Genomic DNA, 16048 nt, shown 5'->3' with positions numbered 1-16048 from the left:
ACCTCGGTCGGTGTAGCCCTCGATGGACCGATGTCCGGCGACGCAAGGGTCGGCGGCCTTCCGCAAGGGGTGGGCGTCTGGGCGCCCGGTCAGGTCGCGCTCTGCACGGTCCCCGCCACTTCCCACGTATCCCCCGTGGGGGGCCTTGCGGCAAAGGCGCCCTCGATGCCTCAGACTCCTCGGTCGTCGATGCTCTGCTGAGCTTCTACAGCGTGGGCGACTGCCAGTTCGACAGCCCCGGCTGAGCCCGTCGTCGAGATGTTCGACGCTGCCCTGCCGGGGATCATCTCTGGGAGCTAGGCGAGAGCAGTACGGCGCCGCCCCGGTCCGATGTGGCCGGGGCGGTGCCGACTCATGGGGCTGGCTCTCGCGTTGCCGGACACTGGTCGCCTAGGTTCACCCATGACCACGCGAGGTCGGGATCGGGGGTCTCATGCTGCAGCTGCTCGTGGCCGTGATGCTCGTGGCGGTCAACGCCCGCTACGCCGGAGAGCGCGGGGCGCGTCGGTACGACGCGTTACCCGACGACCGGGCCCGGGTCGAGCACGAGTCCTTCGTGTCCCGCGCGTTCGACTGGCTCATCCTCATCAACGTCGCCGTCGCAGCCGTCGAGGCAGGGTTGTCCGCCTCTCGCAACGCGTGGGTCGGCGCGGCGATCTCGACCGGCGCTCTCGTGCTCTCCTTGCTGGCGCGGGCACTCTTCCGTTCCGCGCGTTCCAACGTGGGGGCTGGCTTCGCGAAGCGCGGGACCGACCCGTTGCACCGCCGGGAGACCAGTGCCCGTGGTGAACGACGCCAGAAGCAGTTCGCGGCCACGGCACTCGGCGGCTACCTGACCTTTCGGGTACTCGGTGTCACAGCCGACAGAACGGGTGAGACGTGGCTGGTGGCCCCGGCTGTCCTGGCGATCGCCCTGGCGATCGGCGGCGCGTTGGCGCTGGTGTGGTCGATGGCCTGGAGGTACGGCGACGAGCGGCCGGCCTGAATCGTCACGCGCCGTACGAAGCTCTGGCGCCCAGGCACGTGACGTCGGAGGATCGATGTAGCCGCACGCGAGGAGACGACATGACCGCCACCTACACCTTCGACGTGTTCTCCACCCTCGACGGCTTCGGCTCGTACGTCGCCGGCGCCGACTGGGGTGGCTACTGGGGCAAGCAGGGTCCCGAGTTCCTCGACCGCCGCCTCGCGGTGTACGGCGAGGAGCAGCGGATGGTTCTCGGAGCCAACACGTTCCGGGAGTTCGTGCAGCTGCTCGGCCCGAGCACCGGGGAGCTGAAGGAGCTCGATCCGGTGAACGACCGGATGAGGAGCATGCCGACGACGGTGGTGTCGACGACGCTCGACGGACCGCTCGACTGGCCGGACGCGACCCTCGTGAGCGGCGACGCCGTCGACGTCGTCGCCCGGCTCAAGGAGGAGTCCGACGTGCCGTTGCGCTCCCACGGCAGCCTGGCGATGAACCGGTCGCTGATGGCGGCCGGCCTGGTCGACCGGGTCCAGCTGACGATCTTCCCTGTCATCTCCGGTCAGACGGGCGACAGCCCGGTCTTCGGGGGTGCGGCCGACTTCGACCTGGAGCTCATCGAGAGCCGGACCCTCGACGGGCACACGCAGGAGCTCGTCTACCGGCCGACGCTCCACTGACGCGGGCGAGCGACGACACCTAGCCGTGCGGCCGGCCCAGCTCCTGGAACAGCGTCAGCTGGATGCCGGCCGGGGCCTGGAGCCGCGAGTTGAGGGAGTCCCAGGGTGTGCGGGTGGGCGGCGCGATCAGCTCCGCGTCGCCCTCGACCGCGTCGCGGGTGCTCGCCTCGCAGTCGTCGACCTCCAGCGCGACCCGCAAGTGCGGCGCCACCCGTCGTCCGACCTCGACCCGGTCGATCAGCTCGACCTGAGCGTCGTTGGAGAGCTCGAGGGTGGCCCGGCCGACGTCGAGGATGGTGACGTGCGCGCCGCCGTCCCCGGCGTACTCCTCCGCGACCGGCGCCCCGAGCACGTCCCTGAAGAAGTGCACCGCCTCCTCGTAGTCGGTCGCGTGCACGACCAGCCGCAGCTGCCGGATCCCGCTCACGACGACGCCGCCCTGTCGGCGTACTGCCGGTGCAGCTCCTGCAGCTCCTCGGCGAGCTCGTGGGCCGGTCCCGCGACGGGCAGGCCGGGCGCCACCGCGTTGATCGGCAGCGGCGCCACCGGTCCGGGCGACAGGCCCCAGCCGTGCCGCCACTCGGTGAGCTGGGCGGTCGAGCCGGCGTACACGATCCGCCCGAGCCCCACCCAGGCATGGCCGGCCGCGCACATCGGGCAGTGCTCGCCCGAGGTGTAGACGGTGCAGTCCGGCCGCACCTCCGGTGCCAGCCGCGCCGCCGCCCAGCGGGCCAGCTCCAGCTCCGGGTGGCGGGTCTGGTCGCCGCCGGCGGTGCGGTTGCGGTCCTCGTGCAGCACGGCGCCGTGCGGGTCGACCAGCACCGATCCGAAGGGCTCGTCGCCGTCGGCGAACGCCTCACGGGCGAGGTCGAGGCAGCGACGTAGGTGGGTGAGGTCCTGGGAGGTCAGCGCCGGAGGCTCGTCCATCCACCGATAGTAGGACGCTCGATCGGCAGGGTCCGCTCACTGCGGTCACAAGGCTCCACAACGGGGTACCGGTGGCTGTTGACCCCCCTAGACAGGCGGGCGCAACATGCAGATCTGGTCACCCACCCGAAGGAGCACGACATGCTTCCTAACCTCGCTCGCTGGGTCACTGCGCCGATCGCGCTGGCCCTCGCGATGATCGGCATGATGGCGACGCCATCCGGCGCCATCACCGGCAACTTCGTCCCCGACTTCGAACACGAGTACGTCGGCCTCATCGTCTTCTACGACCAGGACGGCGAGTTCGTGCAACGCTGCACCGGCTCCCTGATCTCGCCGACGGTGTTCCTCACCGCCGGCCACTGCGTCACCATCGACGACGCGACCGGCGAGCTGGCCAGCAGCGCCCGCATCTACTTCGAGCAGGACGCCGGGGCCGACTACGACCCGGAGACCGACACCCCCGCCAGCTCGGGCTACCCCTACACGGGTGGGGTCACGGCCCGCACGTTCTACGCCTTCGACTACCAGGGCATCACCGTCCCGGCCACGACCAACGACGTAGGGCTCGCCATCCTCGACGCGCCGTTGGCGCTGGACAGCTACGGGTCCCTCGCGGCTCCCGGCACGCTGGAGGAGTACGGCACCGGGCCGCGCGCTCGGGTGACGGTCTCCGGCTACGGGGTCACCTACGTCAACGGCAACCCGGCAGCCACCGAGTCCTACCGCAGCCGCCTGATGGCCAACACGTGGATCATCGGCACCAGGGGCGTCGCCAACGGCATCAACGTCCAGCTGTCGTCGGCCCCCGGCCGCGGTGGCGGAGGCACCTGCTTCGGCGACTCCGGTGGTCCGACGCTGCTCTACGGCACCGACACCATCGTCGCCGTGACGTCGTTCGGCATGAGCCGGAACGTCTGCGGCGGCACGGAGTTCAACTTCCGGGTGGACACCGCGGCGGTCCAGCAGTGGATGCAGTCGGTCCTCACCGAGGAGCAGTGGAACGAGATCAACGTCGTGCAGCTCTGACACCCGCCGGTCGGAGCGCAGACGCTGTGCTCCGACCGGCCACCGTCAGACCGCGGGGCTGTAGAAGTACGTCGTCCGGTCGGCGATCAGGCCGTACTCGAACCTCATGAAGTCGGCGAAGCCCACCTCGACGTCCTGCCCGTCGCGGAGGACTCCCCGAAACGTCCCGCGCACCGCGGCGCTGGCGCCGTCGGCCAGGATCGACTCGACCGTGTGCTGGCCACCGGCGATCACTCGCTCCGCGCCGTAGAAGTGCGCGAGCGCGTCGCGGCCCTTCATCTCCGCGTAGCCCGGGCGTCGGTAGACGGCGTCCGGGGTGAAGAGGGCGACGGTCTCGACCGCGCCGAGGGTGTCCACCGTCGTGTAGTAGCGACGGACGAACTCCTCGACCTCAGACATGCCCGCCGAGCCCTCCGGCGACGTCGATGCTGGCGCCGGTGATGTACGACGCTCGGCTGCTGGCGAGGAACGCGACCAGCCCGGCGACCTCGTCGGGCTCGCCGAAGCGCCCCAGCGGGACGTCGGCCGCGAGGGTCGCGCTGAACTCCTCCATCGACGACTCGGGGGCGCGGCGCTGACGGATGTTCTCCCACTGCGGGGTGGTGACGAAGCCGATGTTCACGCTGTTGACGAGGATGCCCTGAGGGCCTAGCTCCATGGCCAGCGCCTTGCTGAGATTGAGGCAGGCGGCCCGGTTGACCGTGGTGGCGAAGAACCTCGGCTCAGGAGAGCGCGCATACACGGCGTTCACGTTGATGATCCGGGGCGCATCACTGGCCTGCAGGTGCGGCAGGGCTGCCCGGGAGCAGCGCACCTGGGCCATGAGCTTGACCTCGATGTCGTGCTGCCAGGCGTCGTCGGTCAGGGTCTGGAAGGTGCCGGGCGTGGCTCCCCCGGCGTTGTTGACCAGGATGTCGAGCCCGCCCAGGGACGTCGCAGCGTGGTCGATGAACGTCTGCACGGCCGCAGCGTCGGTGACGTCGACCGCGGCCGACTCGACGCGGTGTCCGTGCTCGCGCAGGGCCTCCGCAGCGGCGGTGACCTCGTCCTGGGTGCGGGCGCAGATGGCCAGGTCGGCGCCCTCGCTGGCCAGCTCGTGCGCGATCGCGAGGCCGAGACCCTTCGAGCCGCCGGTGACGATCGCGCGGCGGCCGGCGAGGCCGAGCTCCATCTTAGTCGCCCGACTGTGCCGACGCGGTGGCCTGGGCGATCAGGTTCGCGCGCGGCGGCGAGAAGATGTCGACCTCCAGGCAGGAACTGTCCCGGGTCCGGGCCCCGTGGGGCACCCACGGCGGGATCACCGCCACGTCGCCTGGACGCATCACCCGGACGTCGCCGTCGAGCTCGAACTCCAGCTCACCCTCGAGGACGATGACGATCTGCTCCTCGACGTGGGTGTGCACCGGGGCCTCGGTGTGCGGGGCGAAGGACACGAAGTTGGCGAGCATGCTCTCGCCGAGCACGGGCCGGAACCCCAGACCGGGGACGAGCTCGACACTCGGGATGTCGTCGATCTTCGCGTAGCGGCCGGGGGCGGTCGGCGTGCCCTGGGCCTCGGTCGAGAAGTGGTCGGACTGGCTCATCGCAAGCTCCTGGATGGGTGGATCGCCGCGGGCGGTGGGCGACGGCCTCAGGCGACCGCGTCCGCCTCCGAGGACCGGTCGGTGACGAACATGTGCTGCGCGTAGTGGGTGAAGGTGTAGCGGGACCGCGCCCCGTCGACGGCCAGCTGCGGCGTGATGCCACACCCCCAGAAGACGGGTACGTCGCCCTTCTCCATGTGCGGCGGGGCGCCGAAGTCCACTGCGTCGAGGTCGTCGATGCCCAGGCCCGCGGGGTCACCGATGTGCACCGGTGCGCCGTGGCCCCAGGGGTAGCGCGAGGTCACCTGGACCGTGCGGGCGACCAGGGGCGCGGGGATCGGTCGCATGCTGACCACCATCGGAGCCGAGAACTTGCCGGCCGGCCGGCACTGCTGCGAGGTGATGTAGACCGGGGCCGGGGTGTCCGCCTCCAGGTGCCGGAGGGGGATGCCCGACTCGAGCAGCGCCGCCTCGAACGTGAGGCTGCAGCCGAGCAGGAAGGCGACGGCGTCGTCCTCCCAGTCGTCACGCAGGTGGAGCGGCTCGGAGGCCAGCTCGCCATCCCGGAAGACCCGGTAGCGCGGCAGGTCGGTGCGCAGGTCCGCGCCGGGGGCCAGCTGCTGGACCAGCGGCGAGCCGGCGTCGAGGACCTCGATGAGGGGCACCGGCTTGGGGTTGCGCTGGCAGAAGAGGAGGAAGTCGTAGGCGTCCTCACGCGGCACGACCGCCAGGTTGGCCTGGAGGTGGCCCAGGCCCAGGCCCAACGTGGTGTCGGTCCATTGTTCGGTCGCGATCGCTGCGCGCAGATCTCTCGGGGAGAGCCGGGCGGCGTCGACCCGCGTCAGCGAGGAGGACCGGGCGTCTGCCGAAGTGGCCACTTTGTCCGACATAATAGACAACCTAAGCCGGGGTCCCGCGGCAGTCAAGGGTCAGTCGCGACCCAGCCGGCCGGCGACCGGAGGCCCTGGCCGGCCGCCCCTCAGTGCATGGTCGGCAGGTGGGTCAGGTCCATGGTCGGCGGGTACTCCATGATCAGCGCGGCGAGCACCGGCTCCTTGGCGAGCGCCTCGTAGCCGTGCGGTACGTCGGCCCGGAAGCTGGCGTAGTCACCGGCCTCCAGCGTCGCCTGCTGGTCGTCGGGGCCGGTCCGCAGCTTGCCCTGCATGACCAGCACGTGCTCGAAGACTCCCTCCGGATGGGCGTGCCCGGCAGTGATGCCGCCCGGCTCGATGCGGAGGTGGAGCAGCTCGAGGACGCCGTTGCTGAGGCGGAACCGGCGCAGCAGCCGGCCCACCAGGGTCGCGCCCACGACGTTCGGGCCCTCGGTCTCGGCACGGATGATCTGCACGGCGGGCGCCTCGTCCTCCGAGAGCAGCTCGCTGAACGGCACCTGGAGCGTGTTGCTCACCGCCCAGATCGTGTCGATGGTCGGGTTCCCGCTCCCGGCCTCCATCTGGTAGAGCGTCGCCCGCGCCAGGCCCGAGTCACGGGCCAGCGCGGCCAGCGACATCCCTCGTGCCTTGCGCACTCGCTTGAGGTTCCTGGCGAGCACGGCGTCGATGGCCGACTGTGTCGACGGCTCTGACCCCAGCTTCTCTTCCGTCACCCGCTGCTCCCGACGTGTCATTGGTTGCCCGTCGGCTCGCCTGCACGAGCCGCGCTCAGTCTCCCGTACCGATCAGAAGAACGTGAAGATTCCGTTGATAACGGTGTAAGCCTCGTCGACGATCGGGATGTAGCCCCACTTGTCGAACGCCCCGCACGGATGGCTGATCCCACAGACCACCTGGTCGCCGACGGCGAGGGTGGAGTCCGCCGGGACGCGCACGAAGGCGTGCTGGTCGTTGAGGTCCACGACCTCGAAGTCGCCGTGTACGTCGTGCCACGCCGTGTCGCCCGGCCGTCGGGTGCGCAGCGGCACCGGCAGCCGGTAGTCGTAGGGGCAGTCCCGCTTGCCGAAGCCGACGATGGCCAGCTCCGGGGTCGGCCGCGACCACACCGTTGCCCACAGCTCCAGGGCCTGGTGCAGGACGCCGTGACCGGATCCCGGGCGACCGCCCAGCAGCGAGGTGTCCTCGTACATCTCCGCGTCGTGGGTGATGTAGCAGCCGCTGCGCAGCACCGTGTGCACCGGGAAGTCGAAGCAGCGGGGGGCGAGGGTGTCGGTGACCAGGTCGAAGAAGGCGCTCCCGCCCGAGGAGACGACGACGGGGTCATCGCCGCACCACCCGGCGGCCCCGACGGCCACGACCAGCTCGCGCACGTCGTCGAGGTAGCGCTGGACCAGGCCGAGCGTCTCCTCCAGCGTGGGGGCGGGCATCAGGCCCTCGAAGGCACTGACGCCCCGCAGCTGCACACCTGAGGAGCTCGCGGCCCGCTCCGCCAGCGCGAGTGCGTCCGGGACCGAGCGGGCCCCGGTGCGGCCGCCGTCGTAGCCGAGCTCGACCAGCACGGGCAGCCGGGTGTCGGACCGACGGCTCGCGACCACCTGCTCGATGATCTCGATGCCCGAGAGGCTGTCGACGTAGCAGAGGAAGTCGAAGGGCGGCCTCGAGCCGGCCTGAGCGGCGTCGATCTCGTCGAGCACCCAGCCGATCGCGCCGGGGTCGACGAGCTCGTTGGCCAGCAGGACCCTCGGCACCCCGAAGGACCGCATCATGCGCACCTGCCAGGCGGTGGCCGCCGTGATGCCCCACGCTCCCGCCTCCAGCTGCCGCTGGAACAGCTGCGGGGCCATGGTCGTCTTGCCGTGCGGGGCCAGGTCGACGCCGTGCTCGCGGCAGTACGCCGCCATCACCTCGACGTTGCCGGCCAGCTCCCGCTCCTTGAGCACGAGCGCCGGCATGTCCAGGTCACCGTCGAGGACGTTCCACCGACGCCCGCCCACGTCGGAGGCCGGCAACGACTCCCCCACGGCCAGGGCGAGCCCCTTGTTCCGGCTGTCCAGGCGCTCGTCGTCGAGCTCGAGGATCCGCTGCCGCAGGACGTCCAGCCGGTCCGCCGGCACTACCCCGGCAAGATCGGGCTCAGCCGGCATCGACACTGGTCAGGGTCTTGATGCTGCCGTCCGCCTGGAACTCCCACTCGTCGTACGTCGCCTTGGTGGGGTCGCCGGCGTCGTCGAGCTCGATCGGGCCGCTGACGCCGTCGTAGTCGATGTCCTCGTCGTCGTCGAGCAGGTCCTTGCACTCGGCGAAGCTGGAGCACTTGGTGCCCTCAGCCGAGACGGACTGCATGTTGTCGGCGATGTCCTGCGGGTCGTTGCTCCCGGCCTGCTCGGCCGCCAGGGCGACCAGGGTCACGCAGTCGTAGGTCTCGCCGGTGTACTGCGTGGCGGACAGGTCCTTGACCTCCCCGCGCAGCTTCTCGAGGAAGTCCTCGTTGGAGGTGGCGGCCGGGTTGACGCCCAGGAGCCCCTGGACGGAGGCGGCGTTGCCGGGCTCGACCTGCTCGGCCAGGTCGGCCTGCTTGGAGCCGGTGCCGACGTAGATCTTGATGTCCTGGGGCCCGTAGCCGGCCTCGATGAGCCGCCGCATGATCGCGGCCGTCTCGTCGAACGCGATGAGCACCATCGCATCGGGCTTGTAGGCGATGATGTCGCGCACCTCGGCGTCGAAGTCCTGCGCGGTCGGGTCGTAGAGGATGGGGTCGGACGCCTCGGCGCCCGCCGCCACGATCTCCTCGGCCGCTGCCTTGGTCAGGCTCTGGCCGTAGTCGTCGGCGCGCCCGACGACCGCCACGCGCTTGCCGCCCTCCTTGACGATGAGCGAGGCGAACACCGGCGCGAGCAGGGCGTCGCTCGGAGCGTCCCGGAAGTAGAAGTCGCCGTCGTCGTAGTCGGTGAAGGTCGGGCTGGTGTTCGACGGCGCGCACTGCACCACGCCCGCGGAGGTGACCTTGTCGATGATCTTGAGCGAGACGCCCGACGCCGCGGCGCCGATGACGGCCGAGACGTTGTCGGTATTGAGCAGCCGGTCGACCGTCTGCGTCGCGACCGCCCCGTCACCGTCACCCTCGTCACCTCCGGTGAGCTTGAGGTCGGCGCCGTTGACCCCGCCGGCGTCGTTGATGTCGGCAGTGGCCACCTTGGCGGCACCGATCATGCCGGGGCCGAGGAAGGCGATCCCGCCGGTCTCGGGCAGGACGTAGCCGACCGAGAGGGCGTCGGAGCTTCCGCCGCTCTGGGAGCAGGCGGTGAGCAGGGTGGCGCACGCAGCGAGTGCGGACAGTGCCTGGAGCTTGCGGGAAGCCATCGCAATCGGTCCTCTCGAAGTGGAGATTATAATAGCCTAAGCGTCTGCCTTAATAGACACAAGAGGTCAGCGACGCGACGCCCGGCTCAGGCTCCCGAGGTAGAGGTCCACGACCCGCGGGTCGCCGAGCAGCTCCGCACCGGTGCCGGTGTGCGCGTTGCGCCCCTGGTCGAGCACGTAGGCGCGGTGCACGATCTCCAGGCATCGCTGGGCGTTCTGCTCGACCATCACGATCGTCACGCCCTGCGCGTTGATCTCGAGGGTGCGGTTGAAGGACTCGCTCTGGTTGATCGGCGACAGGCCGGCCGACGGCTCGTCGAGGAGCAGGATCCTCGGCTCGGTCATCAGCGCCCGCCCGACCGCCACCATCTGGCGCTCGCCGCCCGAGAGCAGCCCGGCTCGAGTACGGCGGCGGTCGCCGAGCAGGGGCAGCATGGTGGTCACCTGGTCGAACCTCTCGGTCCAGCGGTGTCGCTGCTGGTAGAGCCCCATCCGGAGGTTCTCCTCGACGGTCAGGCTCGGGAAGACGCTGTTCGTCTGGGGCACATAGGCGACACCCCGCGACACGAGGTCGTGGGCCTCCAGCCCGGCGACGTCCTCGCCCTCGAGGTGGACCGACCCCGCGCGCACCGGCACCAGGCCGAACAGCGCCTTGATGAAGGTGGACTTGCCGGCGCCGTTCGGGCCGATGATCCCGACGAGCTCGCCCTCGGAGACCGAGAGCGAGCACCCCCGGAGGATGTCGACGCCCGGCACGTAGCCGGCGACCAGGTCCTCCACGACCAGCACGTCCTGCCGGGAGCTCATCATGGCCCCTCATCTCCCTCGGTCCGGCGCTCGACACCTTCGGCGCCCTCTGTACCCTCGGCGCCCTCGGTACGTTCTCGGTAGCCCGAACCGAGATAGGCGTCGACCACCACGTCGTCGTTGGCGACGGTCTCCGGGCGCCCTTCGGCGATCACCCGCCCCTGGGCCATGCACACGACCCAGTCGCTGACTCCCATGACCATGTCCATGTCGTGCTCGACCAGCAGCACGGTCGCGCCCTCGGCCGCCAGCTCCCGCAGGTGGCCCATGATCGTCTCGCGCAGCGCCGGGTTGACCCCGCCCATCGGCTCGTCGAGCATCAGCAGCCTCGGCTCGAGCATCAGGGCTCGCGACAGCTCGAGCAGCCGTCGCTGGCCACCGGAGAGCGTGCCGGCGTACTCGTCGACCATCTTCGCCAGCCCGAACCTGCTCAACAGCTCCCTGGCCCGCTCCTCGTTCTCCTTCTCCTGACGACGCCAGGTGAAGGAGAACGGCGCCCGGTGGAGTCGTTCGCCGCGCTGGTGCTGAGCGGCGAGCTTGACGTTCTCCAGCACTGTCAGCCGGGTCATCGAGCGGGTCAGCTGGAACGTCCGCACCATGCCGTGCCGGGCCCGGGCGTGGGCGCTCCACCGGCTGACGTCGGTGCCCTCGAAGGAGACGGTCCCCTGCTGTGGCCGGTCGAAGCCGGTGAGCAGGTTGAACAGCGTGGTCTTGCCCGCGCCGTTGGGGCCGATCAGGCTGGTGACGTGCCCGGACTCGACCTCGAGGTGGTCGACCGCGACCGAGCGGAGCCCTCCGAACCAGCGCTGCATGTCGTGGGCCACGAGCAGGGGCACGGCCTTTGCGGAGCCCGGCTGCTCGGCGGCCATCGGGGCGGCCTTCGGATCAGTGCTCACCGAGCACCATCTCGTTCTTGTCCCCGAAGGCGCCCTGGGGACGGAAGATCATCAGTGCCATCAGTCCCAGCCCCACGAGGACGAAGCGGTAGGCGCCCAGGGCGTCGGCGCTGACCAGGTTCTCGGGAAGGCCGGAGTCGGACAGGGACCGGATCCCGCTGTCGAACGCCGACAGCACGAACCAGAACATCACCGAGCCGACCAGCGGTCCCCAGGCCCTTCCGATGCCTCCCAGGATGACGATGGCGTAGGCGAAGAACGTGACCTCCGGGATGAAGGAGTCGGGCGTCACGGCCTGCTGGCTGATGGCGAGCAGGGCCCCGGCGCCGGCGCCCATCACGCCGCCGAGGACCAGGCTCTGGAGCTTGATCGAGGTGATGCTCTTGCCGACGCTGCGGACCACCTGCTCGTCCTCGCGCACCGACATGGCCATCCGACCCCATGGGCTCCTGGCCAGCAGGTGGACCAGCCACGCGGCCAGGATGGCGAGGACCCAGCCCGCGATCATCACCCACAGCGTCTGGTTGGAGAAGGCCCACGAGCCGAAGCCGTAGCGGCCGCGGGGGATGGGGTTGAGGTCGTAGAAGGCGTTGGCGAACCGGGTCAGTCCGAACACGCCCCCCGTCACGTCCTCGGTGGCCTGTGACCGGAAGAGCAGCCGCATGGACTCTCCCGCGGCCAGCGTGGTGATCGCCAGGTAGTCGGCTCTGAGCCGCACGGTCGGCAGGCCGAGCAGGAGGGCGTAGACGACGGCCGCCGCCACCGTGAGCACGAGACCGAGCCACATCGGCAGCCCCCACGTCGCGACGCCGATGGCCACGCCGTACGCGCCGACGAGCATGAAGCCCACCTGCCCGAAGTTCAGCATGCCGGTGTAGCCGAAGTGCAGGTTCAGCCCGATGGCGGCCAGGGCGTAGATGGCCGCCTGGGGGCCGACGGCGGTGCGGAGCGCGTCAATGAGTACGTCCATCTGTCATCCGATCCGCGTCGCGTGGCGGGAGCCGAGGATGCCCTCGGGTCGGGCGAGGAGCACCAGCATCAGGACCAAGAGCGCCCAGAAGGTGCGCAGCTCCGGCGGTGAGTACAGCGTGCTCACCTGGCTGACCACGCCGATCAGGAGACCGCCGACCATCGCGCCGTTGGCCTTCCCCAGGCCGCCGAGGATGACGGCGGCGAAGACGACCAGCAGGATGCCGAAGCCCATGTCCCAGCTGATCGAGCCGTTGAGGCCGAGCAGCACGCCGCTGACGGCGGCGAGCCCGCCGCCCATCATCCAGACCACGAGCACGACGCGCTTGACGCTGATGCCCGAGGCCTCGGCCAGGTCGCGGTTGTCGGCCACGGCGCGCATCGCCTGGCCGATCGGCGTGCGCTGGAGCATCCACGTCGTGGCACCCAGCAGCAGCACGGCCACGACCATGATCCCGACATCGCGAGGGGTGAGCGAGACACCCAGGAAGTGCCACTCCTGCTGGATGCGGTACTCGCGGTAGGCCCGGCTGCTGCCTCCCATGACGATCAGGTAGATGTGCCGGACGGCCAGGGACAGGCCCAGGGAGATGATCAGCAGCTGGAACAGGCCCGTCCGCCGCTTGCGCAGCGGGCGCCACAGCGAGAGCTCGAGAGCCCCGCCGAAGGCGCTGCCCGCGGCCGCGGCCACCACCGCGGCCAGCCAGAGCGGGATCCCGTGCGCCTGGACGTACCACGCGACGACGGCGCCGAAGGTGATCATCTCGCCGTGCGCGAAGTTGATGAGCTTGGTCGTGCCGAAGACCAGCGACAGCCCGATCGAGGCGGTGGCGATGATCAGCCCGTACTTCACGCCGTCGACCAGCGCCTGGGGAAGGTTGCTTAGGCTGGACGACTCCGGCGCGTTGGCCCCGACCACCCACGCGACCGCGGCCACCACGATGACGGCGGCGACGCCGAGCCTCGTCCGTCGGGCCCGGGAGCCCGGCGCCGGGCTCGTCCCACGGTCGGCCACGAGTCCACCTTCCGTTCTCGAGGTCATCTGGCTCACAGCGGCCTCCCGGCGGTCAGTCGAACCCGTGGTCGGCGTGCTCCAGGTGCAGGAGGTCCCGCACCAGGGCGACGTTGGGGGGCGTCGACGCGATGTGGCACCGAGCCGCGCCGCCTACAGCCGCGAGGCTGAAGCCACGGCCGACACGCAGCATGGCCGCGCTCTCCGAGGCGACCTCCCAGTCACGCTCGCCCTGGGCGATCCGGACGGTGCCGGCGGTCACGAACACCGCATGCTCCTGGTCCGGCTCGTCGATGGGGAGGGACGCGTCCGCCGCGAGCTCCACCACCCGGAACATCAGCTCCTGGCCCACCAGGTGCCGCACCTCGACTCCCGGGCCGACGTCGATCTGCGGCACGTCCTCGTCGAGCCGGACGATCGAGACACCGCCCGACGACCCTTCGCTCGGCGACACCTTCGCCTAGCTCTCGCTGTAGAGCAGGTTGGCCGTCTTGGCGCTGAGCATCAGCTCGATCTCGTCGCCCGTCACGCCCTCCTCCAGCAGGATCTGCACGTAGCTGCGCAGCCCCTCGGCCGGCAGCGGGTTGTGGATCTGGCCGAGGTCGGAGGACAGCACGATGTTCTCGGGGCCGATGATCTTGAGGTTCTCGACGAGCTGCGGGACGGCCACGGAGAACCACTTGGGCGTGATCATGCTGAAGGCGTAGTTGAGGATCGCGCCGTGGTCGACCAGCTCCTGCTGCTTCTCCAGGTCGGAGAGCTCGGTGAACGGCAGGTAGGGGTGGTCCACCACGATCTTGGTGATCCCGGCCGCCGAGGCGGCCTTCACCAGCGCCAGCGTCTCCTCGGGGCTGACATGGCCGACGGCCAGCACGGCGTCGTACTTCTTGATCAGCTGCAGGCAGTGGTTGAGGCCGGGGACCAGCTCGCCCCCGGGCTTCGTGAGCGTGATGGGCTCGGCCTCCAGGTAGAAGTCCGGGAGCTCGACCGACTGCCGCGACCCGTAGCCACCGATCTGGCCGAAGTGCTTCTGCTGCTGGACGGTGTCGATGGTCGGCATCCACACGACCTTGGCGCCCATCCGAAGCGCGTGGTCGACCGCGAAGGGGTTGATGCCGCCGTGCACGAGGTTGAGGGTGATGCTGCCGTAGACGTCGATGCCGTCGACCTGGCGCATGGCGTCCGCGGCCCGGTCGGTCGTCATCATGTGGTGGCTCTTGAGCACCACCGCGCGCATCCCCTTCTCCTGGGCGTCGCGGACACAGTCGACGAAGTTGTGACGATGGAACAGCGACGGCGCCTGATGGACGTGGATGTCGATCGCGCCCCGCAGCAGGTCCAGGTCCAGTCTCCCGGTCATTGACAATTCCCTTCTGTCTGCTGAAACAGACATTCAGTTCGGCGTAATAGACGCTAGGTGCGTGGGCAGAGGTTGTCAACGAAAGCCACGCTCAGGGGCGGGTCTCCCCGATCAGGGCCGCGGTGTCGTCGGCGCAGCCCCAGGCGGTCGTCACTCCCGCCCCACCGTGGCCGTAGCTGTGACAGACCCATCCCCCCGGGGCGTCCACCAGCTCGAGCCGGACGCTGGAGCGGGCGGGACGCAGCCCCACCGCGCGGCCCAGGACCTCGGCCCGGGCCAGCTCGGGACACAGCTGGCAGCACCGCTCGAGGATGGCCGCCGCCTCTGGCTCGTCGACCGCGGTGTCCCAGCTGTCCTCCTGGTCGGTCCCCCCGATGATGACGTCGGCGCCACGAGGTACGACGTAGGTCAGGCCCGCGGGGTGGTGGTAGTCGAGCCGGAACTCCGTGAGTCCCGGGTTGGTCAGCCGCAGCACCTGCCCGCGCACGGGATAGACCTCGAGGTCGGGCACCAGGTCGCGCGCACCCAGGCCCGTCGCGTTGACCACCCGCGGCGTCGCCACCAGGGCCTCCTCGACCCACCCCACACGGCGGCGGACGAACCGCACCCCGCGAGCCGTCAGCTCCGCCACCAGCCACGGGAGGTGCAGGTTCATCGCGACCACCGGGACGCGGTAGGCCAGGGCGTCGACGTACCCGTCGGGCAGCGCGGCGGCCGCGGCATGGCCGAAGCCGGGGAGTGCCTGCGCCCAGGCCGGGTCCGCCATCGGCTCGCGCCCCAGCTCGAGCCCCGACATCATGATCACGCCTGAGTCGCGGACCTCGGCGAGCTCCTCGTAGACCTGGAAGGTGCGCGTGCTCCACCGCACCACGTCGGCCTCCGGCTCGGCCCGGTAGGGGCGCCAGACCGCTGCGGCGACGGCCGAGGTCGTCTCCGCCCAGTCACGGTCGGACCACACCTCGACGTACCACCCGGACTCGACGAGGCGCCAGGCAGCGGTGAGCCCGACGATGCCGCCGCCGAGCACGACCACACGGTCATCCACGACGCCTCCGGTGCCTGCTGCTCGACCGCGGCATCAAGCAGACACCGTGGTGAAGGTGACCTGGACCTCGACCGGGGCGTCCAGCGGGAGACAGGGAACGGCGATGGCGGTCCGCGGGTGCTTGCCGGCCTCCCCCAGGACGTCGGCCAGCAGGTCGCTCGCGCCGTTCGCCACGATGTGCTGCTCGACGAAGTCGGGCGTGCTGGCCACGAAGACCATCAGCTGGGCGACGACCAGGCGGGCCAGCGAGCCGGCGGCCTGCGCGCCCGCCGCCAGGGCGTTCAGGGTGGCCACCCGCGCCTGCCGCTGCCCCTCCTCCAGGTCGACGGCTGCCCCCAGCTTGCCCGTCACGGGCAGCCTGCCGTCGACGAACGGCACCTGGCCCGCGACGTAGATGAGCTCCCCCACCTGGCGCGAGACGATGTAGTTGGCCGCCGGGGTGGCGACCTGCGGCAACACCAGGCCCATGGCCTCGAGTCGTTGTTCGGGGGTACGGCGGTCGGGCTCCGATGACACGGTG

General features: G+C 70.4%; 20 protein-coding genes. 3 read left to right on the top strand and 17 right to left on the bottom strand.

The window, feature by feature from the left end:
• Positions 1–433: 433 nt before the first annotated feature.
• A complete protein-coding gene (locus tag ACP7BP_RS20985; protein ID WP_426247596.1) occupies positions 434–985 on the top strand; it encodes a hypothetical protein in 552 nt (183 codons plus the stop codon).
• An 80-nt stretch (positions 986–1065) separates the two neighbouring features.
• The gene (locus tag ACP7BP_RS20980) at positions 1066–1647 is read left to right on the top strand and encodes a dihydrofolate reductase family protein (RefSeq protein WP_426247594.1); all 582 of its coding nucleotides are present in this window, start codon (positions 1066–1068) and stop codon (positions 1645–1647) included.
• Between the two features lie 19 nt (positions 1648–1666).
• Here the strand turns inward: ACP7BP_RS20980 and ACP7BP_RS20975 are convergent, their stop codons facing one another.
• Together ACP7BP_RS20975 and ACP7BP_RS20970 are read right to left on the bottom strand one after the other, a co-directional pair.
• Positions 1667–2074 carry a VOC family protein gene (locus ACP7BP_RS20975; RefSeq protein ID WP_426247592.1) on the bottom strand — a complete coding sequence of 136 codons (408 nt, stop codon included), beginning with the start codon at positions 2072–2074 and terminating at the stop codon, positions 1667–1669.
• The gene (locus tag ACP7BP_RS20970; protein WP_426247591.1) at positions 2071–2574 is read right to left on the bottom strand and encodes a nucleoside deaminase; all 504 of its coding nucleotides are present in this window, start codon (positions 2572–2574) and stop codon (positions 2071–2073) included. Before ACP7BP_RS20970 ends, ACP7BP_RS20975 begins: the two co-directional genes overlap by 4 nt.
• Before the next feature lie 141 nt (positions 2575–2715).
• Here ACP7BP_RS20970 and ACP7BP_RS20965 point away from each other — a divergent pair, with 141 nt between their 5' ends.
• Positions 2716–3603 (top strand): trypsin-like serine protease, encoded by an 888-nt coding sequence (locus tag ACP7BP_RS20965; RefSeq protein ID WP_426247590.1) that lies wholly within the window; start codon positions 2716–2718, stop codon positions 3601–3603.
• A 45-nt stretch (positions 3604–3648) separates the two neighbouring features.
• Here ACP7BP_RS20965 and ACP7BP_RS20960 read toward each other — a convergent pair whose 3' ends face one another.
• The 15 genes from ACP7BP_RS20960 to ACP7BP_RS20890 form a co-directional block, all read right to left on the bottom strand.
• The gene (locus ACP7BP_RS20960) at positions 3649–4002 is read right to left on the bottom strand and encodes a nuclear transport factor 2 family protein (protein WP_426247589.1); all 354 of its coding nucleotides are present in this window, start codon (positions 4000–4002) and stop codon (positions 3649–3651) included.
• Positions 3995–4774 (bottom strand): SDR family oxidoreductase, encoded by a 780-nt coding sequence (locus tag ACP7BP_RS20955; RefSeq protein WP_426247588.1) that lies wholly within the window; start codon positions 4772–4774, stop codon positions 3995–3997. The genes ACP7BP_RS20960 and ACP7BP_RS20955 overlap by 8 nt, the downstream gene beginning before the upstream one ends.
• Before the next feature lies 1 nt (position 4775).
• Positions 4776–5186 (bottom strand): cupin domain-containing protein, encoded by a 411-nt coding sequence (locus ACP7BP_RS20950; protein WP_426247586.1) that lies wholly within the window; start codon positions 5184–5186, stop codon positions 4776–4778.
• A 47-nt stretch (positions 5187–5233) separates the two neighbouring features.
• Positions 5234–6076, bottom strand: coding sequence for a putative hydro-lyase (locus ACP7BP_RS20945; RefSeq protein ID WP_426247585.1), 843 nt, complete (start codon positions 6074–6076; stop codon positions 5234–5236).
• 89 nt (positions 6077–6165) lie between these two features.
• Positions 6166–6792, bottom strand: a complete 627-nt coding sequence (locus tag ACP7BP_RS20940) for a helix-turn-helix domain-containing protein (protein ID WP_426247583.1) — start codon at positions 6790–6792, stop codon at positions 6166–6168.
• A 72-nt stretch (positions 6793–6864) separates the two neighbouring features.
• Positions 6865–8223 carry a hypothetical protein gene (locus tag ACP7BP_RS20935; RefSeq protein ID WP_426247581.1) on the bottom strand — a complete coding sequence of 453 codons (1359 nt, stop codon included), beginning with the start codon at positions 8221–8223 and terminating at the stop codon, positions 6865–6867.
• Entirely contained in the window at positions 8213–9439 is a 1227-nt protein-coding gene (locus ACP7BP_RS20930) for an ABC transporter substrate-binding protein (RefSeq protein WP_426247580.1), read from the bottom strand. The genes ACP7BP_RS20935 and ACP7BP_RS20930 overlap by 11 nt, the downstream gene beginning before the upstream one ends.
• 66 nt (positions 9440–9505) lie before the next feature.
• Positions 9506–10246 (bottom strand): ABC transporter ATP-binding protein, encoded by a 741-nt coding sequence (locus tag ACP7BP_RS20925; protein ID WP_426247579.1) that lies wholly within the window; start codon positions 10244–10246, stop codon positions 9506–9508.
• Positions 10246–11142, bottom strand: a complete 897-nt coding sequence (locus ACP7BP_RS20920) for an ABC transporter ATP-binding protein (RefSeq protein ID WP_426247577.1) — start codon at positions 11140–11142, stop codon at positions 10246–10248. The genes ACP7BP_RS20925 and ACP7BP_RS20920 overlap by 1 nt, the downstream gene beginning before the upstream one ends.
• The gene (locus tag ACP7BP_RS20915) at positions 11132–12112 is read right to left on the bottom strand and encodes a branched-chain amino acid ABC transporter permease (RefSeq protein ID WP_426247575.1); all 981 of its coding nucleotides are present in this window, start codon (positions 12110–12112) and stop codon (positions 11132–11134) included. The genes ACP7BP_RS20920 and ACP7BP_RS20915 overlap by 11 nt, the downstream gene beginning before the upstream one ends.
• Positions 12113–12115: 3 nt before the next feature.
• The gene (locus tag ACP7BP_RS20910; protein WP_426247573.1) at positions 12116–13126 is read right to left on the bottom strand and encodes a branched-chain amino acid ABC transporter permease; all 1011 of its coding nucleotides are present in this window, start codon (positions 13124–13126) and stop codon (positions 12116–12118) included.
• Between the two features lie 52 nt (positions 13127–13178).
• Positions 13179–13577, bottom strand: coding sequence for a hypothetical protein (locus ACP7BP_RS20905; protein ID WP_426247571.1), 399 nt, complete (start codon positions 13575–13577; stop codon positions 13179–13181).
• 6 nt (positions 13578–13583) lie between these two features.
• Positions 13584–14483 (bottom strand): DUF6282 family protein, encoded by a 900-nt coding sequence (locus ACP7BP_RS20900; protein ID WP_426247569.1) that lies wholly within the window; start codon positions 14481–14483, stop codon positions 13584–13586.
• A gap of 91 nt (positions 14484–14574) precedes the next feature.
• Positions 14575–15528 carry an FAD-dependent oxidoreductase gene (locus tag ACP7BP_RS20895; RefSeq protein WP_426247567.1) on the bottom strand — a complete coding sequence of 318 codons (954 nt, stop codon included), beginning with the start codon at positions 15526–15528 and terminating at the stop codon, positions 14575–14577.
• 33 nt (positions 15529–15561) lie between these two features.
• On the bottom strand, positions 15562–16044 hold the full coding sequence (locus ACP7BP_RS20890) for a RidA family protein (RefSeq protein ID WP_426247565.1): 483 nt from the start codon (positions 16042–16044) through the stop codon (positions 15562–15564).
• Positions 16045–16048 lie beyond the last annotated feature (4 nt).

The sequence above is a fragment of the Nocardioides sp. LHG3406-4 genome (assembly GCF_049897745.1).
Taxonomy (GTDB): Bacteria; Actinomycetota; Actinomycetes; order Propionibacteriales; family Nocardioidaceae; genus Nocardioides.
This window is presented reverse-complemented; position numbering and strand designations above follow the sequence as displayed.